Below are 24198 nucleotides of genomic sequence, written 5' to 3'. Positions count from 1 at the left end.
CCACGGTGACGTACAGGCGGTGCAGCGCGCCGTCATGAAGAAAGCGCGACACCGTGACGCCGCCACCCTCGATCAGCACCCGGCCGAGCCCGCGCGCCGCAAGCGCCTCCACCAGGCGCTGCGGCGCGAACGCGGCACGGTCCGGCAGGGTCAGTACGTCAACTCCGTCCGGCGCCGTCCGCCCGTCGCCGGTTTCCGCTCCCACCACCCACAGGGTCGGCGCTGAGCCGTCGGTGAAGACCCGGCGATGCGGAGGTACCCGGCCGTGCGGATCGAGGATGACGCGCACCGGATGCGGTCCGGAGCAGGCACGCACGGTGAGCTGGGGGTCGTCCGCGAGGGCGGTTCCGGCCCCGACCACCACGGCGTCGGTGAGGGCGCGCAGCCGGTGCAGATGGCACCGGTCCTCCTCGCCGGTGACGTAGTCGGCGTCGCCGGTGCGGGTCGCGATGAAACCGTCGAGGCTCTGGCCGAGCTGGGCGATCGTCAGCCGCGGCCCGGCGAGGCAGAGCGGCAGATAGCGGTCGGCGAGTTCGTCCGCCTCCGGGGTGGCGTCCTCGCGCCAGCGCACCGCACCGTCGGCGCCGCGCTCAAGACCGGCGGCCCGGGCCTCGGCCACGGTCCGTATGGAGCGCAGGCGCTCCCAGGCCCGCGCCGTGTCCAGCGTCGTCATCGGGTCTCCGTTTCCTGTCGCTCGCCGACCTGCTCTCCGGCCCGCTCGCCGACCAGAGAAAGGTACTCGGCGAAGGATTCGGTGAGCGCGGCGAGAAGTTCCTTTCCCTTGGCGGCGGATGCCAGGGAGGGGCGGCCGATGACACCGGACTCGGTGTACTCGGCCATACCGAGAGTCAGCAGATGCTTCCGGTCGTCGGCGAGACAATCGGAGGTTTCATAACCGGGACGGACGAGTTCGGGATGGGCATGCAACAGGATGGAGGTCTCCACTTCTCCCCCGTGCATATCGCTGTACGACGGGGTTTGGACACCGGCCCTGGTGCGGGCCGTGTCCCAGTCGGCCGAGCCCGGGAAAAGCGCCATGCGGGTACCGGTGCCGGCGGATTCCTGAACAATGTTGCGCAGGACGTAATTTCCGCCGTGTCCGTTCACCAGAATCAGCGAACCGACTCCGGAGCGGCGCAGCGATCCGGCGATGTCGCGCACCACCGAGTACAGGGTCGCGGCGGATATGGAGACGGTGCCCGGCCAGTCCGCGTGCTCGTGCGAGCAGGAAACCGTGACGGGCGGGAGGAGTTGGACCGGATACGCCGCGGCGATCTCCCGGGCGATGGTGCAGGCGATGACCGTGTCCGTCACCAGCGGGAGATAGGCGCCGTGTTGCTCGAAGCTGCCGATGGGCAGCACGGCGACACCGGCCCCCAGGGCCCGCACCTCCTCCGTGGTCGTCGGCGGCAGGAGCCCCGAGGCCCACTGGTCCGGCGTTTCCGAATCGCTCATGTGCTACGGGCCTTTCGTTCTTCGTGTTACGGGATGCGCGGCCAATCACCCGGCCGACTTTGCCATTTTCCCCTACGCCACCCGGCGTTTACCAGATAGGGTTGCAACATGACAGCAAGTGATAGCGTGTTGGTCGACAGCGCTCGTCGATCGGATGTCGAACGAGTGGTGAATCTCCGGCTGTCCACCGTGCACGGCGACTTTCTCGCCTACGGCTACCAGGACCACAATCGCGGAGATGAACAGATCGCGCTGGTATACGGCGACGTCAAGGGCGAGGACGCACTGACGCGCGTGCATTCCGAGTGCCTCACCGGAGACGCCTTCGGTTCCCGGCACTGCGAATGCGGCGACCAACTGTCCGCGGCGCTGCGCGCCATCGTGAGCGAGGGGCGGGGCATCCTCGTCTACCTCCGCGGCCACGAGGGCCGGGGCATCGGCCTGCTGGCCAAGCTCCAGGCGATGCAGCTCCAGGCGGAGGGCCTGGACACGGTCGAGGCCAACCTCGCGCTCGGCCTCCCGGACGACGCCCGTGACTACCAGGTGGCGGCGGAGATGCTGCACGACCTCGGGGTGCGCTCCATACGGCTGCTCTCCAACAACCCGCGCAAGCGGGAGGCGCTGCTGCGCCACGGCATCAAGATCAGCGAGCAGGTTCCGCTGCTGATCCAGCCGTGCGAGGAGAACCTGCCCTACCTGCTGACCAAGCGGGAGCGGATGGACCACTACCTGCCGCATCTGGACGGTGTGCTGTCGTCCGTCGACGGCGGCGCCGAGCGGTCCTGAACAGCGCGGGGAGCCGGTGGCGCCGACGACGTGGCGGGCCTGCCGCACCGTCGGCGCTCCGGAGGCACTGAGGCGCAAACAGCGAGAACAGGCGATCAGCGCATACATGTCCGATGATGTGAAGCATGGACGTGGAGATCACGCTCCGGGTGGACGGTACGGACCACCGGCTCACCGTCGACACCCGTACGACGCTGTTGGACGCCCTCCGCGAGCGGCTGGGGAACACCAGCCCCAAGAAGGGCTGTGACCATGGCCAGTGCGGTGCCTGCACCATCCTCCTCGACGACCGCCGCGCACTCGGTTGTCTGGCGCTGGCGGTGGCCCACCAGGGCGCCGACATCGTCACGGCCGCGGGCCTGGTGAACGGCGGGGGCGGGGAGGGCGACGGGCTGCATCCGCTCCAGCGCTCGTTCATCGCCCATGACGCGTTCCAGTGCGGCTACTGCACCCCCGGCCAGATCTGCTCGGCGGTGGGCATGCTGCGCGAGGCGGCGGCGGGCTGGCCGAGCGCCGTGGCCAAGGATCCGAACGCCGCCGATGTGGTGCTGGACGACGAGGAGATCGCCGAGCGCATGAGCGGCAACCTGTGCCGCTGCGCCGCGTACGCCAACATCGTGCCGGCCATCGCCGACGTCGCACACCGGGACGAGGTGGCGGCACACCGGGACGAGGGGGCGCGCCGATGAAGCCCTTCCGCTACGAACACGCCGACACCGTGGCGGCCGCCGTGACCGCGCTGGCCGAGGAGCCGGAGGCGGCGTATCTGGCCGGTGGCACCAACCTGGTGGACCTGATGCGCCTCGACGTGGCGACCCCCGAGGTGCTGATCGACGTGCGGCGGCTCACCTCGGACCGGATCGAGGAGCTGCCGGACGGGTCGCTGCGCATCGGCGCCGCCGTCCCCAACAGCGATCTGGCCGCCGACCGGCGGATCCGGCGGCGCTATCCGGTGCTGTCGCAGGCCGTGCTGTCGGGCGCCTCGGGCCAGTTGCGCAACCTGGCCACCACCGGCGGGAACCTGTTGCAGCGCACCCGCTGCGCGTACTTCCAGAACGTGACCACCCCGTGCAACAAGCGCGAGCCGGGGTCGGGCTGTTCGGCGCTGGAGGGCTATCAGCGCGATATGGCGATCCTCGGCGCCTCGCCGTCCTGCGTGGCCACCCACCCCTCCGACATGGCGGTCGCGCTGGCGGCGCTCGACGCGACCGTGTGCGTCCAGGGTGCCGAGGGCGGTCAGGGCCCCGACGGCGAGCTGCGCATCCCGCTGACCGAGCTGCACCGGCTGCCCGGCGACAGCCCCGAGCGGGACACGGTGCTGCGGCGCGGGGAGCTGATCACGGCCGTGGAGCTGCCGCCGCCCGACTTCACCGCCACCTCCCGCTACCGCAAGGTGCGCGACCGCGCCTCGTACGCCTTCGCGCTGGTGTCGGTCGCCGCCGCGCTGGACGTCGCGGACGGCGGGACCGTACGGGACGTCCGCATCGCGCTGGGCGGAGTGGCGCACAAGCCGTGGCGGGCGTGGAAGGCCGAGGAGTCGCTGCGCGGTGCGCCCGCGACCTGGGACAGCTTCCGGGACGCCGCCGCGGCCGAACTGGCGCAGGCGGAGCCGCTGCCGGGCAACGCCTTCAAGATGGCGCTCGCCCGCAACACCGTCGTCGCCACGCTGCTCGATCTGATGGAGGCCGCCCGATGAGCGAGGTCAGGGAGCGGCCGCGGGCGGTCGGCACACCGCTGCGCCGGATCGACGGCGCGCAGAAGGTCACCGGCACCGCCACCTACGCGTTCGAGTGGCCCGTCGAGCACCCCGCCTATCTCCATCCGCTCCAGGCCACCATCGCCGCCGGGCGGATCACCGGGGAAAAAACACGGCCGCCGCGGAGGCGGAAAAAGAAAATACTGGCCGTGCTCACCCATCTCGCCAAAAACACGGCTGACCATTCCGGACGATCCCCCCGCTGGCGGTGCTCCAGTCCGATCAGGTGGCCTGGCGCGGGCAGTTCACCGGTGCGGTGGTCGCGGAGACCCCGGAGGCGGCCCGGTACGCGGCGGGCCTGGTGCGGTTCCGCTACGAGCAGCGCCCGCCCGATGTGGCGCTGCGCGAGGACCGGGACGACCTCTACAAGCCGTTGGACGCGGCCCAGTTCGGCCAGGGGGGCGGCGAACTCCAGGACGGCTCCCCCGCCGACAGCGTCCTCGGCGACGCCGGCCCGGCGCTGGCCGCCGCGCACACCGTGCTGGACGCCACGTACACCACGCCGATGTACCACAACAACCCGATGGAGCCGCACACCGCCGTGGTCACCTGGACCGACGGCGAACTGCTGGTGTACTGCTCCACGCAGGGCGCGACGATGAGCCGCGACCTGATCGCCGCCACCCTGGGGCTCCCCCCGGGCCGGGTGCGGGTGGTGTCCCCGCACGTCGGCGGCGGCTTCGGATCGAAGGTGTACCCGCACGCGTACGCCGTGCTCGCCGCGATGGCGTCACGGACCGTGCGCCGGCCGGTCAAGTTCACGCTGACCCGCCAGCAGATGTTCGCGCTGGTGGGCTTCCGCCCGGCGTCGATCCAGCGGATCCGGCTCGGCGCCGACGCCGAAGGACGCCTGACCGCCGTCACCCATGACGTGGTCGAGCAGACCGCCCGGGCCAAGGGGTACGCCGACCAGACCGCCGTGTGCACCCGGCTGATGTACGCCGCCCCGCACCGGCGCACCACCCACCGGCTGGCCCCGCTGGACATCCCGGTGCCGACGATCATGCGGGCGCCGGGCGAGGCGCAGGGCATGTTCGCGCTGGAGTCGGCGATGGACGAGATGGCGATCGCGTGCGGCATGGACCCGGTGGAGTTCCGCATCCGCAACGAGCCGGATGTCCACCCCGAGTCCGGACTGCCGTTCTCCAGCCGCCATCTGGTGGCCTGTCTGCGCGAGGGCGCCCGCCGCGCCGGTTGGGAGCGGCGCGATCCGACGCCCCGGGCGCGCCGCATGGGGCGGTGGCTGATCGGGACCGGGGTGGCCGCGTCCACGTACCCCTCGCCGCGCCTCCCGGGGAACGCGGCGACGGTCCGGGTCGCGCCGGACGGGCACTGCACAGTGCTGATCGCCGCCGCCGACCTGGGCACCGGCACCTGGACGGCGCTCACCCAGATCGCCGCGGACGCGCTGGGCGTTCCGGTGGAGCGGGTGGAGCTGCGCATCGGGGACACCACCCTGCCGAACGCCTCCCCCGCCGGGTTCTCCTCCGGCATCAACAGCTGGGGCTCGTCGATCGCGGAGGCCGCCCGGCAGCTGCGGACGCTCCTGGAGACCGAGCACGGCGACGTGGTTCCGCCGGACGGCCTCGAGGTCACCGCCGACATGCCCGCGAACACCGACGCCGAGCGGTACGCGATGCACAGCTTCGGGGCGCAGTTCGCCGAGGTCCGGGTGGACGCGGACACCGGGGAGATCCGGGTGCCGCGGCTGCTCGGGATGTTCGACGTGGGCCGGGTCATCAACCCCAGGACCGCGCGGTCGCAGCTGCTGGGCGGTATGACGCAGGGCATGTCGATGGCGCTGTACGAACACAGCGTGCTGGACCAACGGTTCGGCCATGTGGTCAACCAGGATTTCGCCCAGTACCACATCGCCGCCAACGCCGATGTGCACGCGGTCGAGGCGCACTGGCTGGACGAGACGGACCCACACACCAATGTGATGGGCGCCAAGGGCCTCGGCGAGGTGTGCATCGTCGGCACGGCGGCGGCCATCGCCAACGCCGTGCACCATGCGACGGGGGTGCGGGTGCGCGATCTGCCGGTCACCCTCGACAAGCTGCTGTCCGAGCCCTGATCAGCCCCAGGCCCTGTCGGCCGCCGCCTCGCGCGCGACATCGGCGATGTCGCGCGGCGCGCGGCCGAGGGCGCGGTGGACGCCGTCCGTCACCCGTGCGTTGCGGCCGTCCAGGAGCGTGCCGAACAGCTCGGTCAGGAACGCCACGAGGTCGTCGGGGAGCCCGTAGCCGCTCAGCAGCGCCCCGTATCCGGCCGCGGAGACCGGCGCGTAGTGGACCTCGCGGCCGCTCGCCCGGGCGATCTCCGCGGCCACTTCGGCGAAGGTCAGCAGCCGCGGTCCGGTGAGGTCGTGGATCCGCCCCGCGTGCCGCCCGTCGCCGGTCAGGGCCGCGACCGCGACCTCCGCAATGTCGTCGGCGTCGATGAAGGGCTCCTTGACGTCCCCGGCGGGGAAGACGATCTCGCCGCCGAGCACCCCGTCCCGCAGGATGCCCTCGGTGAAGTTCTGGAAGAACCAGCTGGCCCGGATGACGGTCCACTCGGCGCCGTCCACCGCCACGGCCCGCTCGGCGGGCAGCGTCGCCTCCATGCCGCGCGCGGAGAGCAGCACCAGCCGCCGGGTGCCGCCGCGGACGGCCTGTTCGGCGAAGGCCCGCAGGGTGTCGGCGGCGCCCGGGTCCGCGATGTCGGGGTAGTACGCGAGGTACGCGGCGCCGGTGCCGCGCAGCGCGGGCGCCCAGGTGGTGCGGTCCTCCCAGTCGAAGGGCGGCTCGCCGCCGCGCGAGCCGATCCGGACCGGCCGTCCGGCGGCGGTCAGCCGCTCGGCGATCCGGCGGCCGGTCTTGCCGGTGCCGCCGAGCACCAGCGTTGTGGTGTTCTCCGTGGTTGTCATACGGACAGTCAACTGGGCCATGGTGAGACGTTCCATGGCCGAGAGGCTCGCCCGCATAAGCGTGCGTCTACGATGTGCGGCATGGACGCGCTGGCGAACCTGCTGGACGGACCGCGGGCCCGGGAGGCGTTTCTGCTGCGGGCCGTGATGGAACCGCCGTGGTCGGTGCGGATCGAGGACCGGGCCCCGCTGTGTGTGATGACGATGGCGCGCGGCGAGGCATGGGTGGTGCCCGCCACCGGCGAACCGCGGCGGCTGGGCCCGGGGGACGTGGCGGTCGTACGCGGCCCCGATCCGTACACGGTGGCGGACTCCCCGGACACCCCGCCGCAGGCGTGGATCCTGCCGGGCGAGGAGTGCCGGACGGCGGACGGCCGGGACCTGGCCGGGGCGATGGCGCTGGGCGTACGCACCTGGGGCAACCACGCGGACGGCTCGGCGACGATGCTCATCGGCACGTATCCGCTGGACGGGGAGATCAGCGGGCGGCTGCTGGACGCGCTGCCGCCGCTGCTGGTGCTGGACGCCGAGGTGTGGGACTGCCCGCTGATGCCCTGGCTCGGCGAGGAGATCGTGCGGGACGAGGCGGGGCAGTCGGCGGTGCTGGACCGGCTGCTGGATCTGCTGCTGATCGCCGTACTGCGGGCCTGGTTCGCGCGGCCGGAGGCGCGGGCCCCGGCCTGGTACTCGGCGATGGGCGATCCAGTGGTGGGCCGGGCGCTGCGGCTGCTCCAGAACAACCCGGCGCATCCGTGGACGGTGGCGGGGCTGGCCGCGAAGGCGGGCGTCTCGCGGGCGGCGCTGGCCCGCCGCTTCACCGCGCTGGTGGGCGAGCCGCCGATGACGTATCTGACCGGCTGGCGGCTGGCGCTCGCGGCCGATCTGCTGCGCGAGCCGGACACGACGCTGACGGCGGTGGCCCGGCAGGTGGGGTACGGCAGCGCGTTCGCGCTGTCCGCGGCGTTCAAGCGGATACGCGGCGTCAGCCCGCGCGAGCACCGCGCCCGCGGTTCCGCGCCGTCCGCGGACTGAGCGGCGGCCGTACGCGGGGCTGAGCGGCGGCCCGACCGCGGGGCTAAGCGGCTACCCGTACGCCAACTGACCGGCCTCCCGTCCCCGGGCTGACCGCCGTCGCCGGACACCGCTCCGGGCGTTCAGCGGATGCTTGCGAGGCACCCCAGGGCTTCGACTCTGGGAGGAACCGCATCCTCGTGGTCGCGGCGCGGAGCGCTGCGGTATCGGTTGTTTGTGTTCGGCGGAGCCGGTGCTGCGTCCACACGGTGACGGGTTCACTCCGTCGGGTGATGCGCGGTGAACATGCGGTGGGCGGTCGTACGTCTGTGTAAGTTTGCTGTTCGTGAAGCTGGTGGTGCAGGTCAGGCTGCTACCGACGCCCGTGCAGGCGGCGGCGCTGGAGGCGACCCTGCGCGCCTGCAACGAAGCGGTCACCTGGGTCAGCGGCGTAGCGTTCGAGAAGGACGTGAAGAGCAACTTCGCGCTGCGCGAGCACACCTACCGTCAGATCAAGGCCCGCTGGGGGCTGGGGGCACAGGCCGCCCAGCACGTCATCAAGAAGACCTGCGACGCGTACGCGACACTGAAGGCCGCCATGAAGGCGGGGAATCTGGGCAGGCCGGGTTCGCAGCGGTACCGCAGGGCGGTGGAGAAGCCGGTCGCCTTCCACCCGCAAGGCGCGCAGCCCTACGACGACCGGATGCTGTCCTGGCAGATCGACCAGCGCCGCATCTCAATCTGGACCACCGCCGGGCGGATGAAGGACGTGGAGTTCACCGCCGCGCCGGAGCACCTGGCCACCCTGGCGCTCCACCGCAAGGGCGAGTCCGACCTGGTGTGCCGGGACGGCATGTGGTTCCTCAACGCCACCTGCGAGGTGCCCGAAGCCGCGCCGAACACCGAGCCGGTGGACTTCCTCGGAATCGACCTGGGCATCGTCAACATCGCCACCACCTCCGACGGCCAGATCATGGCCGGACGTGCACTCAACCGCCTCCGCGCCCGGGAACGCACGCTGCGCACCAAGCTCCAGAAGAAGAACACCCCGTCCGCCAGACGCCGCCTGAAGAAGCGGCGCCGCAAGGAGGCCCGGCGGGCACGGGACATCAACCACAAGATCGCGAAACATGTGGTGGCCGAGGCAGAACGCACCGGTCGCGGGATCGCCCTGGAAGACCTCACGGGCATCCGCGAGCGGGTACGGCTTCGCAAGCCTGGGGGGCACCCCCGGCCGGAGGCTGGGGGAGGGCCACCCACTCCAGCTGGTCCTTCGCCCAACTGGGGCAGTTCATCGCGTACAAGGCCCGCAGAGCAGGGGTGCCGGTGGTGCACGTCGATCCGGCGTACACCTCCCGCACCTGCGCCCAGTGCGGCCACATCGACAAGGCGAACCGGGTCTCCCAGGCCTGGTTCGCGTGCCGGAGCTGCGGATTCGTTGATCACGCAGACCGGAACAGCTCCCGCAACATTCGCGCAAGAGCGTGGGCATTGTGGCGACGCGGGGCGCAGTCAACCGCCCCAGCCCCACTCCCCGCACCGGAAAGTGGGACAGGACGCAAACGCAGCACCACAGCCAGTGGCGCCCGTTGTGCAAGCCCGGGACCTTAGCCCCGAGTGGTTGACATCTGACGGAAGTCTGACGAAAAGCCACAGACGATGGCGCGCCGCGTCCGCCGGTGGTCTCATCAGCACATGGACGCAACCCCCGGCGACGACGAGCGCGGCGACGGCCGCGGCGCACCCGTGGGCCGCCGCATCCTGCTCGGCATGCTCGGTCTCGGCGCCGCCGGGATGGCCGTCGCGCCCTGGGCGCAGCGCGGGATGGAGAGCGCGCTCGGCGCGGTGGCAGACAAGGACCCCACCGGGGTGACCGGGCTGCTGCCCAACGGCGGCGGGTTCCGGTACTACTCGGTGACCTCCTCCGTCCCGCACAAGGACGATACGAACTACCGCCTCACCGTGCGCGGGCTCGTCGACAAGCCCGCCGACTACCGGCTCGCCGAGCTGCGCGCGCTCCCGCAGGCCCGGCTCGTCCGGGACGTCCAGTGCGTCACCGGGTGGCGGGTGCCGAAGACGCCGTTCGAGGGGGTGCGGCTGTCCACGCTGCTGGACGCCGCCGGGGTGAGCCCGCGCGCCAAGGCGGTCCGGTTCACCTGCTTCGACGGCGCGTACTCCGAGAGCCTCACCCTCGAGCAGGCGCGCCGGCCGGACGTCCTGGTGGCGCTGCGGATGCAGGGCAAGCCGCTGGGCCACGCACACGGCGGCCCGGTCCGGCTCTATGTCGCGCCCATGTACTTCTACAAGTCGGCGAAGTGGCTCTCCGGTATCACCGTCACCGACGAGGTGCGCCCCGGCTACTGGGAGGACCGCGGGTACGACGTGGACGGCTGGGTCGGCAAGTCGAACGGACGCGACGATGCCCCCACTGTCTGAGACCGCCGCGGCCCCGGCCGCCACCGCGCGCCGGGTGCGCCGCTTCACGCCCGCCGAGCGCTGGATCCACCGCACGACGGCCGCCCTGGTGGGCGTGTGCGTGGTGAGCGCGGCCTGTCTGTACGTACCCGATCTGGCCCAACTCGTGGGCCGCCGCGCCCTCGTGGTCACCGTCCACGAGTGGACCGGCATCCTGACGCCCGTCCCGGTCCTCGCCGGTCTCGCCTCGCGCGCGTTCCGGGCCGATCTGGGCCGTCTCAACCGCTTCGGGCCGCACGACCGCCGCTGGCTGCGGGCCGCGCTGCGCCGTGACCACAGCCGTGCGGAGCGCCCGGCGGGCAAGTTCAACGCGGGCCAGAAGGTGTACGCCGCCTGGACCGCGGGCGCGATGCTGGTGATGGCGGCCACCGGTTCGCTGATGTGGTTCACCGGGCTGGCCCCGCTGATGTGGCGCACCGGTGCCACGTTCGTCCACGACTGGCTGGCGCTGGCCGTCGGCATCGTGGTGATCGGGCACATCGGGAAGGCGTTCGCCGATCCGGAGGCGCGGCGCGGGATGCGCACCGGGCGGGTCGACCCGAAGTGGGCGGCCCGCGAGCATCCGCTGTGGCGCACGGAGGACGCGGACCACCCCGACGCCGACCACGCACGCGACGTCCACTGAACCGACGGCACGCGGTGCCATGATGCGTCGCATGCGCGAGAAAGATCCAAGAAAGTCGGTTACGCGGCGATTGGTGACGGTCGCCGCATGCGTCATGGCGATGGTGCCGCTGAGCGGATGCCTGTTGTCCGACGCCCCGCCACGGCGGAGCGGGCTCTGGGTGAACCCGGACGGACCGGCCGCCCGGCAGGTCCGTGCACACGACGACGCGGGAAAGAACGAGGGAAAGAACGGAGGGAAGAGCAGGGACGCCGAGCTGATCCGGCGGATCGCACAGCAGCCGGTCGCCGAATGGCTCGGTCCGCAGCCCCCTCGCGAACGGGTGCGCTCCATCACCGAATCCGCGGCCCGGGCCGGCACCATCCCGGTGCTGGTCGCCTACAACATCCCGCACCGGGACTGCGGCGGACACTCGGCGGGCGGCGCGGCGAACGGCGCGGCCTACCGGAGGTGGATCGAGCAGGTCGCGCTCGGCATCGGTGACCGTAAGGCGATGGTCGTGCTGGAGCCCGACGCGGTGGCGCAGGTCGTCGACCGCTGCGTGCCCCGCCGCGTGGTCCGGCCCCGGCTGGCCCTGCTGCGCGACGCGGTCGCCGCGTTCGCCGCGCTGCCCCACGTACGGGTGTATCTGGACGCCGGGCACGCGGGCTGGATCAAGAACCCCGCCCGGCTGATGGTGCCGCTGCTCAAGAGCGGCATCGAGTCAGGCGGACGGCTTCTCCCTGAACGTCGCCAACTTCCAGCGCACCGGCCGCACCAAGCGGTACGGCCACCGGCTGTCCCGCGCGGTCGGCGGGGCGCACTTCGTCATCGACACCAGCCGCAACGGCAACGGCCCGCTGCGGCGCCGGGGCGGGGCCCGGCACGGGGCCCGGGGGGTGGAAGCCTGGTGCAACCCGCCGGGGCGGGCGCTGGGCGAGCCGCCGAGCACCCACACCGGGGACCGGCTGGTGGACGCGTATCTGTGGATCAAGCGGCCCGGTGAATCCGACGGGACGTGCAACGGCGGGCCCCCGGCGGGCCGCTGGTGGCCCGAGTACGCGCTCGGGCTGGCCCGGAACGCACACGGCCCGGGCCACCGTCACCCGCATGGCCCGGGCCACCACTGAGAGCCGGCGCCTCGGTATCACAGGGCGCACACCGCGTCCGGGTCCTTGGCCGGGGCGCATGGGCCCTGGCTGTCCGCACGCGCGGTCGGTACGCCACGCGCTGACACCGGGCGGCGCCGGCCCCGCACCACCCCGCCGTACCAGATGGCCACCGGCGCCAGGCACAGCGCGAGCGCGAGGACGGCCCACGTCCGCATCGCCGCGTGGGTGTGCCCGAGGAAGAACGAGGCCGTGAGCGAGGTGCCGAAGAGCCCGCCCCACAGCAGGTGGATGCGGAACGTGGAGAGCTGGTCCGGGCTGGACGAATCGCCCTTGGGCGTGACCACGAACCGGCTCTTGCGCCGCAGCACCGCGTCGAACAGCGACTTGACGTAGATCGGCGCGGACAGGGCGGAGAGCAGCATCCCGGCGAGTCCGCCCGACCCCTCGGGCTCGTGCGGGGAGACGTTGTGACGGCGGTTCCAGATGTACAGCCCGATCTGGAGCATGGCGGCGTCGCCGTAGAGCATCATCCACATCTCGGCCGGGATGTCGAGCCCGGCCGCGCCCAGCATCAGGAACAGCGTGCAGGACAGCGCCGAGAGCACCCAGTTGACCGCGGTCATCGGGTAGTACGTGATCAGCAGCGTGTAGTTGAGCAGCTTGCCCGGCGACAGCGTGAACGGGGCCTTCCAGAACTGCTTGAGCACCGTCTCGTAGGTGCCCCGGCTCCACCGCATCTGCTGGGTGAAGAAGTCCGTCCAGGAGCTGGGCCCCTCGCCGACCGCGAGCACGTCCGGGGTGTACACCGAGCGCCACTTCTTGCCGGTGACCGGGTTGCGGTGGCGGTGCAGCTCGAACCCGGTGGCCATGTCCTCGGTGATCGAGTCGTACAGCCCGCCGATGCTGCGCAGCGCGCTGATCCGCACCGCGTTGTTGGTGCCCACGAACATCGGGCTGCCGTACGCGTTCCCGGCCCGCTGGATCAGCGCGTGGAACAGGAACTGCTGGCTTTCGGCGGCCTTGGTGACGGCGGTGTCGTAGTTTCCGTACACCTGCGGTCCCACCACGAAGGAGACATCCGGATCGCGGAAGTAACCCAGCATGCGCTCCAGGAAGTTGGGCAGCGGCACATGGTCGGTGTCCACGCACGCCATGAATTCATAAGCGTCCCCGTGCGCGTCCAGCCAGGCGTTGTAATTCCCGTGCTTCGTCTTCGCCCGGAAAGCGCCCTTCGGCTGGTTCCACTTCTCGACGCCCTTGCGGGAGAAGTGCCGTACGCCCAGCCGTGCGCACAGCTCCTTGACCTCCGCGTCGTCCCCCTCGTCCAGCAGCCAGACGTCCATCGTCCCCTGGTGCCGGATGCGCACGGCGCCCTCCAGCGTGGCCCGGACCATCGCGATCGGCTCCTTGCCGGGCACGAAACTGGTCAGGAACGCCACCCGGGTGCCGTGCTCCGCGGTCACCGGTACCGGATCCCGGGCCACCAGCGTCGCATGGGCGTTGGAGACGACCGTGACCAGCCGGAACGTCTCGATCAGCGCGATCGAGACCAGCATCGCGACATCCGCCGCGGTCTCCCACGCCGTCACATGGGTGCGTGACGCCCAGTGGTCCGGCCGCAGCAGCCACAGCAGCAGCAGCGCCGAGCACACCGGCGCCCCGCACAGCAGCAGCGCCGCCCGGAACCGGTGCGGCTCCTGCGCCAGCAGGCTGCGGCTGCGCACCCGGTACGGACGGTCGGCGGGCGGCTCCGTGAGCGGGCCCGCCAGTTCGCTGTACCGCTTGTACTCGTACACCGTGGCCGGGCGGGGGCGCACGCCGTCCGGGGCGGGACGCGCATGCGGGGGTGCGGGGGCGTGCCCGGCGGTGCGCGCGGCGGCGGGGGCGACTCCACGACGCGGATCTCGTGCGTTTCTCGAATCTCTGACGGGGGTCTGTGCGGACATGGGCGCTCCCGCGGGCTGTCTGGAAACCGGATGTCGCGCCGCGATGACCCGGACGGACCACATTCGTCATGTCATCGCGCGAGATGAGAAGGTAACAATCGGATGTGGCGGTATTGCGCACATCGGATTTTCGGCGCGCCTTTGGTGATACGCCGCGAAAGCGCCACCCTGACGGCCCATCAGCGCGCGTCTTACGTGATTTACATCCCGCCCTCTGGCAAGGTCGGATATCGCGTGAAAGACGGACACCACGCGAAACGACGGCGGAACAACGGAGGATGGGGCGGGGTCGCCCGATGAGAGTTCTGCACATCATCTCCCGCCTCGGCGCGGGCGGCGCCGAACAGCAACTGCGGCTGCTGCTGCGCCATGTGCCGGTGCGCTGCGACGTGGTCGCCCTCGCCGCACCTGGCCGAACCGCCCATGGCATCCGCACCGACGGCATCCCGGTCACCCATCTGCCCGTGGACGGCCGCGCGGGCGAGCTGCGGGCGCTGCCCGCCCTGGTGCGCACCATTCGCTCCGGCGGCTACGACGTGGTGCACACCCACCTCTACCGGGCCTGCGTCCTGGGCCGGATCGCCGCCCGGCTGGCGGGCGTACGGGCCGTGATCGCCACCGAACACGCCCTGGGCGCGCGCAGCGTCGACGGCCGCCCCCTCAGCCCCGCCGTCCGCGCCCGCTATCTGGCCGCCGAACGGCTGGGCTCGGCGACCGTCGCCGTCTCGGCCGCCGTCGCCGACCGGCTGCGCGACTGGGGCGTGCCCAACCACCGCATCCACCTGGTGCCCAACGGCATCGACGCCGGCCACTTCCGCTTCGCCCCCGCCGCCCGCACCGCCGCCCGCGCCCGCCTGGCCATCCCCGACCACGCCTTCGTCGTCGGCGCGGTCGGACGGCTGGTGGCGGCCAAGCGGTTCGAGGTGGCGGTACGGGCCGTCGCCGCCGTACCCGGGGCCCGGCTGCTGCTGGTCGGCGAGGGGCCCGAGCGCCCCGCCCTGGAGGACCTGGCCGCCCGGCTCGGCGCGGCCGACCGGATCCGGCTGCTGGGGGAGCGGGACGGCGCCGTGGCCCCGCCCGACGACCGGCCTGCCGGACTGCCCGGGCTGCTGGCCGCCATGGACGTCCTGGTCTCACCGTCCGCCGAGGAGGCGTTCGGGCTCGCCGCGCTCGAAGCCCTCGCGGCCGGGCTGCCCGTGCTGTACACCGTCTGCCCGGCACTCGACGAACTCCCCGCGAGCGCCGCCCCCGCCGCCCGCCGCGTCGCCCCCGGCCCGGCCGCCCTCGCCGACGCGCTCCGCCGCCAACTGGCCGCGGGCCCGCGGCGGTACCCGGTGCCGGAAAAAGATCGAGCGGTACGACATCGCCCGCGGCGTCCGCCGCCTCATGGACCTCTACGACCGCGCCACCACCTGCGGCCCGGACGGCTGCCTGCGGGGCCCCGCGGCGGGGATACGGACGGTGCGCGGCGGGGAGCGCGGCGCGCCCACGGGGTGAGCCGGCGCCTCCGTACGGCCGTGCGGAGACGCGCGCCGCCGGGCGGCCGGGCGGTGGCGGCGGTGCGGACGGCGGTGTCCGGCTACGACACCGCCCTGGCGGCCGCGCGGCCCGCCGTCCGTCCCGAGAAGAGGCAGCCGCCCAGGAAGGTGCCCTCCAGCGACCGGTAGCCGTGCACGCCACCGCCGCCGAAGCCCGCCGCCTCACCGGCCGCGTAGACGCCGGGCAGCGGCTCGCCGCCCTCGGTCAGCACCCGCGACGACAGGTCCGTCTCCAGCCCGCCCAGGGTCTTGCGGGTGAGGATGTTGAGCCGCACGGCGATCAGCGGACCCGCCTTGGGGTCGAGGATGCGGTGCGGGGCGGCGGTGCGGATGAGGCGGTCGGCGATGTACTTGCGGGTTCCGCGCAGGGCGGTGACCTGGAGGTCCTTGGTGTAGGGGTTGGCGATCTCGCGGTCCCGGGCGACGATCTCGCGGCGCAGCTCGGCCTCGTCGATGAGCGGGTCCTTGGTGAGCGCGTTCATCCGCCGCACGAGGGCGGGCAGCGAGCGTTCGACGATGAAGTCGGCGCCGTGGTCCATGAACGCCTGGACCGGCCCGGGCGCCCCGGCCCGTCCGCGGCCCAGCACATCGCGGACGCTCTTGCCGGTGAGGTCCGGATTCTGCTCGGAGCCGGAGAGAGCGAACTCCTTCTCGATGATCTTCTGTGTGAGGACGAACCAGGTGTAGTCGTATCCGGTCCGCATGATGTGTTCGAGGGTGCCGAGGGTGTCGAAGCCGGGGAAGAGCGGGACCGGCAGCCGCCTGCCGCGGGCGTCGAACCAGAGCGACGAGGGGCCGGGCAGGATGCGGATGCCGTGCCGGGGCCAGATCGGGTTCCAGTTCTCGATGCCCTCGGTGTAGTGCCACATCCGGTCGCGGTTGATGAGGCGGCCGCCCGCGGCCTCCGCGACGCCGAGCATCTTGCCGTCCACGTGCGCGGGAACCCCGGAGATCATCCGCTCGGGCGGGGAACCCAGCCGCTCGGGCCAGTTGGCGCGTACGAGGTCGTGGTTGCCGCCGATGCCGCCGGAGGTGATGATCACGGCCTGGGCGCGCAGTTCGAAGGAACCGGTCACCTCGCGGCTGCTGGCCGTGCCCCGCTCGGCGCGGCTCGTCTCCAGCACCTCGCCGGTGACGGTGTCGACGGCGCCCGCGCTGCGCGAGAGCCCGGTGACCCGGTGCCGGAACCGCAGGTCGACCAGGCCGCGGGCGGCCGCGGCGCGCACCCGGCGCTCGAAGGGGGCGACGACGCCGGGGCCGGTGCCCCAGGTGATGTGGAAGCGGGGTACGGAGTTGCCGTGCCCGGTCGCGTCGTAGCCGCCGCGCTCGGCCCAGCCGACGAGGGGGAACAGCCGCAGCCCCTGGGCGTGCAGCCAGGACCGCTTCTCGCCCGCCGCGAAGTCCACGTACGCCTCGGCCCAGCGGCGCGGCCAGTGGTCCTCGTCGCGGTCGAATCCGGCCGTGCCCAGCCAGTCCTGCCAGGCGAGTTCGTGGCTGTCGCGGATGCGCAGCCGGCGCTGTTCGGGCGAGTCGACGAGGAAGAGGCCGCCGAAGGACCAGTGGGCCTGGCCGCCGAGCGACTGCTCGGGCTCCTGGTCGAGCAGGATGACCTTGCGGCCCGCGTCGGCCAGCTCGGCAGTGGCCGCGAGGCCCGCCAGGCCCGCCCCGACCACGATCACATCCGCGTCGTACGCCATGGTTGGTGGTATCCCGTCCTCGTCAGCCGGTCGACGGTGTCGTCGGGTGCGATCCTGCCTACCGGCCAGTACGTCGTCAACTGGTCCCGGAGCGGGGGCGAGAGCGCTTTCCGGACACCGCACTCCTCAGGCTATAGCTCTCTTGTGCAGCAAAACGGAACAATCCCTCATCGCTATTGGACACGGTTCAGCCAAACCGGCATCATCAACGACCATGGCTGACCGCTCCGTTGAGCAACCCGGGCCGCCGTACCCGGCGGACAAGCGCATCGTGAATCCGACACTTGTCACCCCCGGGCCCCAGCCCCTCGAGGCGGGTGACGCGGTCACCCCGCACATCCTCCAGGGCGAGATCATCGGCCCCCGGCACGCCCGCGGCCGCCGCCGGGGCATCGACCCGCGGCGCAAGGCCGCCGCCGGGGCGATCCTGCTGTCGGCCACCGGCGCGGCGACCGCGCTCTTCATGCTCATGGGCAAGGACGCGCGCGAGGCGCAGGCCGCCCCGGGGCACGACAGCTCCCCCACCGTCCCCGACGAGCCCGAGCCGAAGGCCGCCGCGTTCGGCGATTCGGCCGTCGGCGACAAGCCGCTGCGCGGTTCGCGCACGACCGAGCCCGCGGCCCCGGCGCCCGCCGCGCAGCCCGCGACGCGGGCCCCGGCCGCCCCCGCCGCCGAGCAGCGCACCCCGTCCTCGGGTCAGCAGCCGGGGCCCGCCTGGTCCGAGGCGGCCGAAAGGTGGCGGGAGCGGGCCGAGGAGTGGCGGCAGTGGGCCGGTGACCAGGCCCGGCGGCAGGCGGAACGGCAGGCCGACGGCCAGGGCGGCGCCGGTCAAGGCCAGGGCCAGGGGCAGGGCCAAGGAGGCTGGGGGAACGGCCAGGGCCAAGGCCAAGGAGGCTGGGGGAACGGCCAGGGGAACGGCAACGGCCAGGGCGGCGGAGGCCCGTACGGCCAGGGCGGCGGATCCGGCCCGTACGGCGGCCAGGGCGGCCACGGCGGGCAGGGCGGCCCCTACGGCGGTGGCCCCTCGCGCTGACCGCGGCGCCATCTGCTTGTATGGCCGTATGCCTGATCAGGAGCCGCTTTCCGCCGACGAACTGCTGGACATCGTGGACGAGCAGGACCGGGTGATCAGCCAGGCCCGCCGCGGTGACGCCACGGCCCTCCGGCTGCGCCACCGCTGCGCCTTCGTCCTCGTGCGCGACGCCGAGGACCGCGTCTTCGTCCACCGCCGCACCGACCGGAAGCTGGTCTTCCCCTCGCTGTACGACATGTTCGTCGGCGGGGTCGTCGCGGCGGGCGAGAGCTACGACGAGGCGGCGCTGCGGGAGGCGGAGGAGGAGCTGGGCGTCCAGGGGCTCCCCGCGCCCGTACCGCTGTTCTCCTTCCTCTACGACACCCCGGAACACACCTGGTGGTCCCGGGTCTACGAGGTCCGCTGCGACCTCCCCGTCGCGCCGCAGGCCGACGAGATCGCCTGGCACGCCTTCCTCACCGACGACGAGCTGGAGCGGCGGCTCACCGAGTGGGAGTGGGTACCGGACGGCGCGGAGGCGTTCCGGCGGCTTCAGGAGTGGCGCCGCGAGGGGTCCACCCCGTGACCGGAGGCAGATTCGCGGACGCCGTGGCGGGCGTCCGGCTGTGGTTCGCGCCCGAGCGGCTCCGCGAGGAGGGCAACACCCCCGACTACCGCTTCTCGCTCGCCAACGAGCGCACCTTCCTGGCCTGGCTGCGCACCGCGATGGCCCTGGTGGGCGGCGGTTTCGCGGTCGACCAGTTCCTGCCGGACACCGGGCGGGCGCTCCGGCTGGCCCTCGCGCTCACCCTGCTCGCGGGCGGCGCGGTGTGCGCCCTGCGCGCCATCAACCACTGGATCCGCTGCGAGCGGGCCATGCGGCGCGGCGAGGACCTGCCGGTGTCGCGCTTCCCGGTGATGCTGGGGCTGGCCGTCGGGGTGGTCGCGCTGCTGATGGTGATCGTCGTCGCCGTGGGGTGGGGCGGGTGACCGAGCCGGTGCGCGACCCCGGGCTCCAGCCGGAGCGCACCCGGCTGGCGTGGCGGCGTACGACGCTGGCCTGCGCCGTGGCCGCCTCGCTCGCCGGGCGGCAGACCCTGCACGCGGGCGGCGGCCCGCTCCCGGTGCTCGCCCTGTCGCTGGTCGTCCTGTCCTGGCTGGCCTTCGTGGCCGTGGCCCACCACCGCATCCGCCACCTCCACGCCCCGCGCCCGCCCCTCCTGACCTCACGCGCGGCGGTGGCCGCGGTGGGCTGTGTGATGGGCGCGGCGGTGTGCGGCGCGGCGATGCTGCGCTGACTTTTTGCGTTCGATCAGTCGACGGTGATGACGATCTTGCCGCGGGTGTGGCCCTCCGCGTTGCGCTGCTGCGCCTCCGCCGTCTGCTCCAGCGGGTACGTCGCCGACACCTCGACGCCCAGCGCGCCGCGCTCGGCGAGGTCGGTCAGGTCCTGGAGGTCGGCGGGGTCGGGGCGGACGAAGACATAGGCGCCGCCGAGGCCGAGGACCGCGGGGTCCGCGATGGACGCCAGCCTGCCGCCGGGGGTCAGCACCTCCGTGGAGGTGGTGAGGGCGTCGCCGCCGACCAGGTCGAACGCGGCCTGCACCCCGTCGGGGGCGAGCGCCCGCACCCGCTCGGCCAGCCCCTCCCCGTACACGGTCGGCTCGGCGCCCAGCGTCCGCAGATAGTCGTGGTTGTGCTCACCGGCGGTCCCGATGACGCGGGCGCCCAGATGCCGGGCCAGCTGCACCGCCATCGAGCCGACGCCCCCGGCGGCCGCGTGCACGAGCACCGTGTCGCCCTCGCCGACGCGCAGCGCGCCGACGAGCGACTGGTAGGCCGTCAGCCCGGCGAGGGGGATGCCAGCGGCCTGCTCGAAGGTGAGGTTCCGCGGTTTGCGGGCGAGCGTGCGCAGCGGCGCGGCCACGTACTCGGCGCAGGTGCCGCGGGACAGGAAGTCCTCGCGTACGTACCCGATCACCTCGTCCCCCTCCTGGAACTCGGTCACCGCCGGGCCGGTCTGCTCCACCACCCCGGCGACGTCCCAGCCCGGGATGACCGGGAAGACGGCGTCCAGGACGGGGTCCAGATAGCCCGCCTGCGCCTTCCAGTCGACGGGGTTCACGGCGGCGGCCTTGACTCTGACCAGCACCGAGTCGGGCCCGACCTTGGGGTCCCGGACCTCGCCGAATTCGAGGACCTCGGGGCCTCCGTAGCGGCGGTAGCTGATGGCCTTCATGGTGGCTGCTCCTTGCGGTTCCTGGTGACGGTGTGGCCTCCCCCCGGGTTCCCCCTACGACGCTCCTGCTCGGGAACCGGCACCGCAAATCCAGCCCGGGCGGGTTCAGTCTGCGACGCGGTGCGGGCGCTGTGCCGCCGCCGGGGGCAGCGCGGCCCGCGGCTCCGCCCCCGCGAACCAGAAGCCGAGCAGGAACGCGGCCGTCGACTCCAGGTGGCGGGCCCGCTCCAGGGGCCCGCCGTCCAGCGGTACGCAGCCCATGTCGCGTACGAGGGTCCGTACGGCCTCCAGCGCGCCCTCGTCGTCCCCGCACAGCGGCACCGCGAGCGGGCCGTCCGCGAAGACCGGCGGGGTCATCCGCCACACCGAGTCGGCGCACAGGTTGAACCCCTTCACCACGTGCGCCCCCACCGCCTGTGCGGCGATCCGCTCGGCCACGCCCGGGCCGCCGTCGGTGGCGAGGACGAACCGTCCGGGGACGAGGGCGTTGGTGCAGTCGATCAGCGCGCGGCCGCTCAGCGTCCCCTCCTCCGCACCCGCCGCCTCCAGGGTGACCGGCACCCCTTCGTACGCGACGGCGAGTAGCGTCGCGTCCCCGAACCCGGCGGCCTCGCGCAGCGATCCGGCCCCTGCGCCGTGGCCGATCCGTTCCGCCAGCGCCCGTGCGTTGCCGGGGGTACGACCGCCGATGAACACCGTGTGGCCCGCCCGCGCCCACTGCCCCGCCAGTCCCTCGGCCATGGTTCCCGTGCCCAGCACTCCGATCCGCATCGCGCGGCCTCCTCGTCGTATCCGAAGCGGCGTATGCCGCCTGCTGGATGAGGACACTAGGAAGTCCGTTGCACACCCCGAGGTGTCATACGGATCCGCTAGGACCCCCAGGAGACCCCCATGACGACACCCCCGCACCCGTCGCCCACCGGCCGGTTCATCGCCGACTGCCGGGCCCGGATCGGCTTCGACCTGCTGACCGGCACCTGGACCGCCGTGGTGCTCTTCGGGCTGCGCGAGGGTCCGCGCCGCCCCGGCGAGCTGCGCACGGCGATCGGCGGCATCAGCGCCAAGGTGCTCAACGAGACGCTGCGCCGTCTGGAGGACGACGGACTGGTCGAGCGCCACCGGTACGCGGAGGCGCCGCCGCGCGTCGAGTACGACCTGACGGCCCTGGGCCGAACCCTGCTGGGCCCGATCGAGGCGCTGGGCTCCTGGGGCATCGAGTACGGCGACGCGATCGTGGAGGCCCAGGAGCGCGCCGAGCGGCGTCGGGAGGCAACCGGTGACGGCCGGACACTGGACTACATACCGACTGGTCGGCATCATGAGGTGGACATGAGTGACAGGCAATGAACCGTCCGCCCGCCTCCCAGGGAAGAGAAGAGACTCGATGAACGCAGCCAATCCGCCAGGACTCGACCTGACGCGGCTCCGCGCCCATCTCGACCGCGAGCGGCCGGGGCTGGTCGGCGGCGAGCTGAGTGCGGAGCTGATCGAGGGCGGCCGGTCGAATCTCACCTACGCCGTCACCGACGGCACCTCCCGCTGGGTGGTCCGCCGCCCGCCGCTGGGGCATGTGCTGGCCACCGCCCATGACATGCGGCGCGAGCACCGGGTGATCAGCGCGCTGCACCCCACCAGCGTGCCGGTGCCGGAGCCGGTGCTGCTGTGCGAGGACGAGGAGATGGCCGGGGCGCCGTTCTACGTCATGGAACACGTGGAGGGCACTCCGTACCGTACGGCCGAGCAGCTGGCCGTCATCGGTCCGGAGCGCACCCGGGGCGTGGTGCTGTCCCTGGTGGACACGCTCGTCGCGCTGCACTCCGTCGACCCGGCCGGGGTCGGGCTCGGCGACTTCGGGCGCCCTGAGGGCTTCCTGGAGCGGCAGCTGCGGCGCTGGGGCAAGCAGCTGGAAGCCTCGCGCAGCCGTGAGCTGCCGGGCATCGACGAGCTGCACGCCCGGCTCGCCAAGGCGCTGCCCGCCTCCCCCGCGCCCACCGTGGTGCACGGCGACTACCGCCTGGACAACGTCCTCGTGGGCACCGACGACCGGATCAAGGCGATCCTCGACTGGGAGATGTCCACGCTCGGCGATCCGCTGACCGACCTCGGCCTGATCGTGATGTACAGCGAGCATCCCACCCTCGAGGACGCGCCCATCTCCTCCACCCAGGGCGCCCCCGGCCACCCGGGCACGGACGAGCTGATCCAGCGGTACGCGGAGGGCTCGGGCCGGGACGTGAGCGGTATCGCCTGGTACACGGCCTTCGCCTACTTCAAGCTCGCGGTGATCTTGGAGGGCATCCACTACCGCTTCACCCTCGGACAGACCCTGGGCGCGGGCTTCGACCGCATCGGCGCGATCGTCCCGGCCTTCATCGACAACGGCCTCACCACCCTCCAGGAGAGCTGAGACACCTGATGGACTTCGCATTCGACGCCCGCACCGAAGAACTCCGCGCCAAGCTGCTGACGTTCATGGACGAGCACGTCTATCCGGCCGAGTCGATCGTGGACGAGCAGCGCGCCAAGCTCGGTTCGCCCTGGGACACCCCGGCCGTCGTGGACGAGCTGAAGGCCGAGGCCCGTAAGCAGGGGCTGTGGAACCTGTTCCTGCCCGACTCCGCGTACGGCGCCGGGCTCACCAACCTCCAGTACGCCCCGCTCGCCGAGATCACCGGCCGCAGCCCCCAGCTCGCCCCCACCGCCCTCAACTGCGCCGCGCCGGACACCGGGAACATGGAGGTGCTCACCCAGTTCGGCAGCGAGCAGCAGCGCAAGCAGTGGCTGGAACCGCTGCTCGCGGGCGAGATCCGGTCGGCCTTCGCGATGACCGAGCCCGAGGTGGCCTCGTCCGACGCGACCAACATCGAGACCCGGATCGAGCGGGACGGCGACGACTACGTCATCACCGGGCGCAAGTGGTACATCTCCGGGGCGATGAACCCCGACTGCAAGATCTTCATCGTGATGGGCAAGACCGATCCCGAGGGCGCGGATGTGCGCCGCCAGCAGTCGATGGTGCTGGTGCCGCGCGATACGCCCGGGGTCGAGGTGCGGCGGGCGATGCAGGTCTACGGCTACGAGGACCACTACCACGGCGGCCACGCCGAGGTCGTCTTCGACCGGGCCCGGGTCCCCGCCGCGAACCTCATCGGCGAGGAGGGCGGCGGCTTCGCCATCGCCCAGGCCCGGCTGGGCCCCGGCCGCATCCACCACTGCATGCGGCTGATCGGCATGGCCGAGCGGGGCATCGAGCTGATGTGCCGCCGGGCGGTGGCCCGGCAGGCGTTCGGCAAGGCGCTCGCCCAGCAGGGGCAGGTCCACGAGTGGATCGCGGACGCCCGGGTGGCGGTCGAGCAGCTGCGGCTGCTGGTGCTGAAGACGGCCTGGATGATGGACACGGTGGGCAACCGGGAGGCGCACACCGAGATCCAGTCCATCAAGATCGCCACGCCGCGCACGGTGGTGGGGATCCTGGACCAGGCGGTGCAGTTGCACGGCGCGGGCGGGGTCAGCCAGGACTTCCCGCTGGCGGAGCTGTGGGCGGCGGCCCGTACCTTGCGGCTGGCCGATGGGCCGGACGAGGTGCATCAGCGGTCGCTGGCGCGGCGCGAGCTGAAGCGGTACGTCTAGGCGGGCGCGGGCGGGGGTTTTCCCGG

At 72.5% G+C, this 24198-nt stretch carries 20 protein-coding genes and 4 pseudogenes; 17 read left to right on the top strand and 7 right to left on the bottom strand.

The window, feature by feature from the left end:
• Nucleotides 1-31 precede the first annotated feature (31 nt).
• Nucleotides 32-673: pseudogene (locus tag SSOG_RS56610) on the bottom strand (RibD family protein); the annotation flags it as partial.
• Complete coding sequence (locus SSOG_RS35750; protein ID WP_009719143.1) at nt 670-1455, bottom strand: creatininase family protein; 786 nt, start codon at nt 1453-1455, stop codon at nt 670-672. The gene SSOG_RS35750 and the pseudogene SSOG_RS56610, both read right to left, overlap by 4 nt.
• Nucleotides 1456-1563: 108 nt before the next feature.
• On the opposite strand from SSOG_RS35750, the gene ribA reads away from it, so the two are divergent.
• The 4 genes from ribA (at nt 1564) to SSOG_RS35730 (ending at nt 6074) form a co-directional block, all read left to right on the top strand.
• Nucleotides 1564-2241: a GTP cyclohydrolase II gene (gene ribA / locus SSOG_RS35745; protein WP_009719142.1), complete on the top strand. Its 678-nt coding sequence runs from the start codon at nt 1564-1566 to the stop codon at nt 2239-2241.
• A 125-nt stretch (nt 2242-2366) separates the two neighbouring features.
• Nucleotides 2367-2930 (top strand): 2Fe-2S iron-sulfur cluster-binding protein, encoded by a 564-nt coding sequence (locus tag SSOG_RS35740; protein ID WP_009719141.1) that lies wholly within the window; start codon nt 2367-2369, stop codon nt 2928-2930.
• Entirely contained in the window at nt 2927-3937 is a 1011-nt protein-coding gene (locus SSOG_RS35735) for an FAD binding domain-containing protein (protein WP_009719140.1), read from the top strand. Before SSOG_RS35740 ends, SSOG_RS35735 begins: the two co-directional genes overlap by 4 nt.
• A gap of 268 nt (nt 3938-4205) precedes the next feature.
• Entirely contained in the window at nt 4206-6074 is a 1869-nt protein-coding gene (locus SSOG_RS35730) for a xanthine dehydrogenase family protein molybdopterin-binding subunit (RefSeq protein WP_245606444.1), read from the top strand.
• Here SSOG_RS35730 and SSOG_RS35725 read toward each other — a convergent pair whose 3' ends face one another.
• The gene (locus SSOG_RS35725) at nt 6075-6908 is read right to left on the bottom strand and encodes a Rossmann-fold NAD(P)-binding domain-containing protein (RefSeq protein WP_039939463.1); all 834 of its coding nucleotides are present in this window, start codon (nt 6906-6908) and stop codon (nt 6075-6077) included. It abuts the gene before it with no gap.
• Nucleotides 6909-6989: 81 nt separating this feature from the next.
• Here SSOG_RS35725 and SSOG_RS35720 point away from each other — a divergent pair, with 81 nt between their 5' ends.
• From SSOG_RS35720 to SSOG_RS35700, 5 genes and pseudogenes are all read left to right on the top strand, one after another.
• The gene (locus tag SSOG_RS35720) at nt 6990-7940 is read left to right on the top strand and encodes an AraC family transcriptional regulator (RefSeq protein WP_009719137.1); all 951 of its coding nucleotides are present in this window, start codon (nt 6990-6992) and stop codon (nt 7938-7940) included.
• A 325-nt stretch (nt 7941-8265) separates the two neighbouring features.
• A pseudogene (locus SSOG_RS49325) lies at nt 8266-9530 on the top strand (RNA-guided endonuclease InsQ/TnpB family protein).
• A gap of 84 nt (nt 9531-9614) precedes the next feature.
• Nucleotides 9615-10355 carry a molybdopterin-dependent oxidoreductase gene (locus SSOG_RS35710; RefSeq protein ID WP_039939460.1) on the top strand — a complete coding sequence of 247 codons (741 nt, stop codon included), beginning with the start codon at nt 9615-9617 and terminating at the stop codon, nt 10353-10355.
• A complete protein-coding gene (locus SSOG_RS35705) occupies nt 10339-11019 on the top strand; it encodes a cytochrome b/b6 domain-containing protein (RefSeq protein ID WP_050800056.1) in 681 nt (226 codons plus the stop codon). Before SSOG_RS35710 ends, SSOG_RS35705 begins: the two co-directional genes overlap by 17 nt.
• Nucleotides 11020-11113: 94 nt before the next feature.
• Nucleotides 11114-12128, top strand: a pseudogene (locus tag SSOG_RS35700) (glycoside hydrolase family 6 protein).
• A gap of 17 nt (nt 12129-12145) precedes the next feature.
• Here the strand turns inward: SSOG_RS35700 and SSOG_RS35695 are convergent.
• Nucleotides 12146-14056 (bottom strand): glycosyltransferase family 2 protein, encoded by a 1911-nt coding sequence (locus SSOG_RS35695; RefSeq protein WP_009719132.1) that lies wholly within the window; start codon nt 14054-14056, stop codon nt 12146-12148.
• A gap of 296 nt (nt 14057-14352) precedes the next feature.
• Here SSOG_RS35695 and SSOG_RS35690 point away from each other — a divergent pair.
• Nucleotides 14353-15553, top strand: a pseudogene (locus SSOG_RS35690) (glycosyltransferase).
• An 82-nt stretch (nt 15554-15635) separates the two neighbouring features.
• Here the strand turns inward: SSOG_RS35690 and SSOG_RS35685 are convergent.
• A complete protein-coding gene (locus SSOG_RS35685) occupies nt 15636-17291 on the bottom strand; it encodes an FAD-binding dehydrogenase (protein ID WP_009719130.1) in 1656 nt (551 codons plus the stop codon).
• Nucleotides 17292-17505: 214 nt separating this feature from the next.
• On the opposite strand from SSOG_RS35685, the gene SSOG_RS55050 reads away from it, so the two are divergent.
• The 4 genes from SSOG_RS55050 to SSOG_RS35665 are packed head-to-tail and all read left to right on the top strand — an operon-like array spanning nt 17506 to nt 19601.
• The gene (locus SSOG_RS55050) at nt 17506-18324 is read left to right on the top strand and encodes a hypothetical protein (RefSeq protein WP_009719128.1); all 819 of its coding nucleotides are present in this window, start codon (nt 17506-17508) and stop codon (nt 18322-18324) included.
• Between the two features lie 28 nt (nt 18325-18352).
• Nucleotides 18353-18889 (top strand): NUDIX domain-containing protein, encoded by a 537-nt coding sequence (locus SSOG_RS35675; protein ID WP_039939458.1) that lies wholly within the window; start codon nt 18353-18355, stop codon nt 18887-18889.
• Entirely contained in the window at nt 18886-19293 is a 408-nt protein-coding gene (locus SSOG_RS35670; RefSeq protein WP_009719126.1) for a YidH family protein, read from the top strand. Before SSOG_RS35675 ends, SSOG_RS35670 begins: the two co-directional genes overlap by 4 nt.
• Complete coding sequence (locus SSOG_RS35665) at nt 19281-19601, top strand: DUF202 domain-containing protein (RefSeq protein WP_009719125.1); 321 nt, start codon at nt 19281-19283, stop codon at nt 19599-19601. The genes SSOG_RS35670 and SSOG_RS35665 overlap by 13 nt, the downstream gene beginning before the upstream one ends.
• A 14-nt stretch (nt 19602-19615) precedes the next feature.
• Here the strand turns inward: SSOG_RS35665 and SSOG_RS35660 are convergent, their stop codons facing one another.
• Nucleotides 19616-20542 (bottom strand): NADP-dependent oxidoreductase, encoded by a 927-nt coding sequence (locus SSOG_RS35660; protein WP_009719124.1) that lies wholly within the window; start codon nt 20540-20542, stop codon nt 19616-19618.
• A gap of 105 nt (nt 20543-20647) precedes the next feature.
• A complete protein-coding gene (locus SSOG_RS35655) occupies nt 20648-21313 on the bottom strand; it encodes an NADPH-dependent F420 reductase (protein WP_009719123.1) in 666 nt (221 codons plus the stop codon).
• A 120-nt stretch (nt 21314-21433) separates the two neighbouring features.
• Here SSOG_RS35655 and SSOG_RS35650 point away from each other — a divergent pair, with 120 nt between their 5' ends.
• The 3 genes from SSOG_RS35650 to SSOG_RS35640 are packed head-to-tail and all read left to right on the top strand — an operon-like array spanning nt 21434 to nt 24172.
• On the top strand, nt 21434-21889 hold the full coding sequence (locus SSOG_RS35650) for a winged helix-turn-helix transcriptional regulator (RefSeq protein WP_009719122.1): 456 nt from the start codon (nt 21434-21436) through the stop codon (nt 21887-21889).
• A gap of 37 nt (nt 21890-21926) precedes the next feature.
• Nucleotides 21927-22949 carry a phosphotransferase family protein gene (locus SSOG_RS35645; RefSeq protein WP_009719121.1) on the top strand — a complete coding sequence of 341 codons (1023 nt, stop codon included), beginning with the start codon at nt 21927-21929 and terminating at the stop codon, nt 22947-22949.
• A gap of 8 nt (nt 22950-22957) precedes the next feature.
• Complete coding sequence (locus SSOG_RS35640) at nt 22958-24172, top strand: acyl-CoA dehydrogenase family protein (protein ID WP_009719120.1); 1215 nt, start codon at nt 22958-22960, stop codon at nt 24170-24172.
• Nucleotides 24173-24198: the final 26 nt, after the last annotated feature.

The sequence above is a fragment of the Streptomyces himastatinicus ATCC 53653 genome, from assembly GCF_000158915.1.
Classification (GTDB): Bacteria; Actinomycetota; Actinomycetes; order Streptomycetales; family Streptomycetaceae; genus Streptomyces; species Streptomyces himastatinicus.
The sequence above is the reverse complement of the archived record's forward strand: the minus strand, read 5'-3'. Positions and strand labels throughout refer to the sequence as shown.

Coding starts and splice junctions, on each gene's coding strand:
- SSOG_RS35750 (WP_009719143.1), bottom strand. CDS start 1,455: ATGAGCGATTCGGAAACGCCGGACCAGTGGGCCTCGGGGCTCCTGCCG.
- ribA (WP_009719142.1), top strand. CDS start 1,564: ATGACAGCAAGTGATAGCGTGTTGGTCGACAGCGCTCGTCGATCGGAT.
- SSOG_RS35740 (WP_009719141.1), top strand. CDS start 2,367: ATGGACGTGGAGATCACGCTCCGGGTGGACGGTACGGACCACCGGCTC.
- SSOG_RS35735 (WP_009719140.1), top strand. CDS start 2,927: ATGAAGCCCTTCCGCTACGAACACGCCGACACCGTGGCGGCCGCCGTG.
- SSOG_RS35725 (WP_039939463.1), bottom strand. CDS start 6,908: ATGACAACCACGGAGAACACCACAACGCTGGTGCTCGGCGGCACCGGC.
- SSOG_RS35720 (WP_009719137.1), top strand. CDS start 6,990: ATGGACGCGCTGGCGAACCTGCTGGACGGACCGCGGGCCCGGGAGGCG.
- SSOG_RS35710 (WP_039939460.1), top strand. CDS start 9,615: ATGGACGCAACCCCCGGCGACGACGAGCGCGGCGACGGCCGCGGCGCA.
- SSOG_RS35705 (WP_050800056.1), top strand. CDS start 10,339: ATGCCCCCACTGTCTGAGACCGCCGCGGCCCCGGCCGCCACCGCGCGC.
- SSOG_RS35695 (WP_009719132.1), bottom strand. CDS start 14,056: ATGTCCGCACAGACCCCCGTCAGAGATTCGAGAAACGCACGAGATCCG.
- SSOG_RS35685 (WP_009719130.1), bottom strand. CDS start 17,291: ATGGCGTACGACGCGGATGTGATCGTGGTCGGGGCGGGCCTGGCGGGC.
- SSOG_RS55050 (WP_009719128.1), top strand. CDS start 17,506: ATGGCTGACCGCTCCGTTGAGCAACCCGGGCCGCCGTACCCGGCGGAC.
- SSOG_RS35675 (WP_039939458.1), top strand. CDS start 18,353: ATGCCTGATCAGGAGCCGCTTTCCGCCGACGAACTGCTGGACATCGTG.
- SSOG_RS35660 (WP_009719124.1), bottom strand. CDS start 20,542: ATGAAGGCCATCAGCTACCGCCGCTACGGAGGCCCCGAGGTCCTCGAA.
- SSOG_RS35655 (WP_009719123.1), bottom strand. CDS start 21,313: ATGCGGATCGGAGTGCTGGGCACGGGAACCATGGCCGAGGGACTGGCG.
- SSOG_RS35650 (WP_009719122.1), top strand. CDS start 21,434: ATGACGACACCCCCGCACCCGTCGCCCACCGGCCGGTTCATCGCCGAC.
- SSOG_RS35645 (WP_009719121.1), top strand. CDS start 21,927: ATGAACGCAGCCAATCCGCCAGGACTCGACCTGACGCGGCTCCGCGCC.
- SSOG_RS35640 (WP_009719120.1), top strand. CDS start 22,958: ATGGACTTCGCATTCGACGCCCGCACCGAAGAACTCCGCGCCAAGCTG.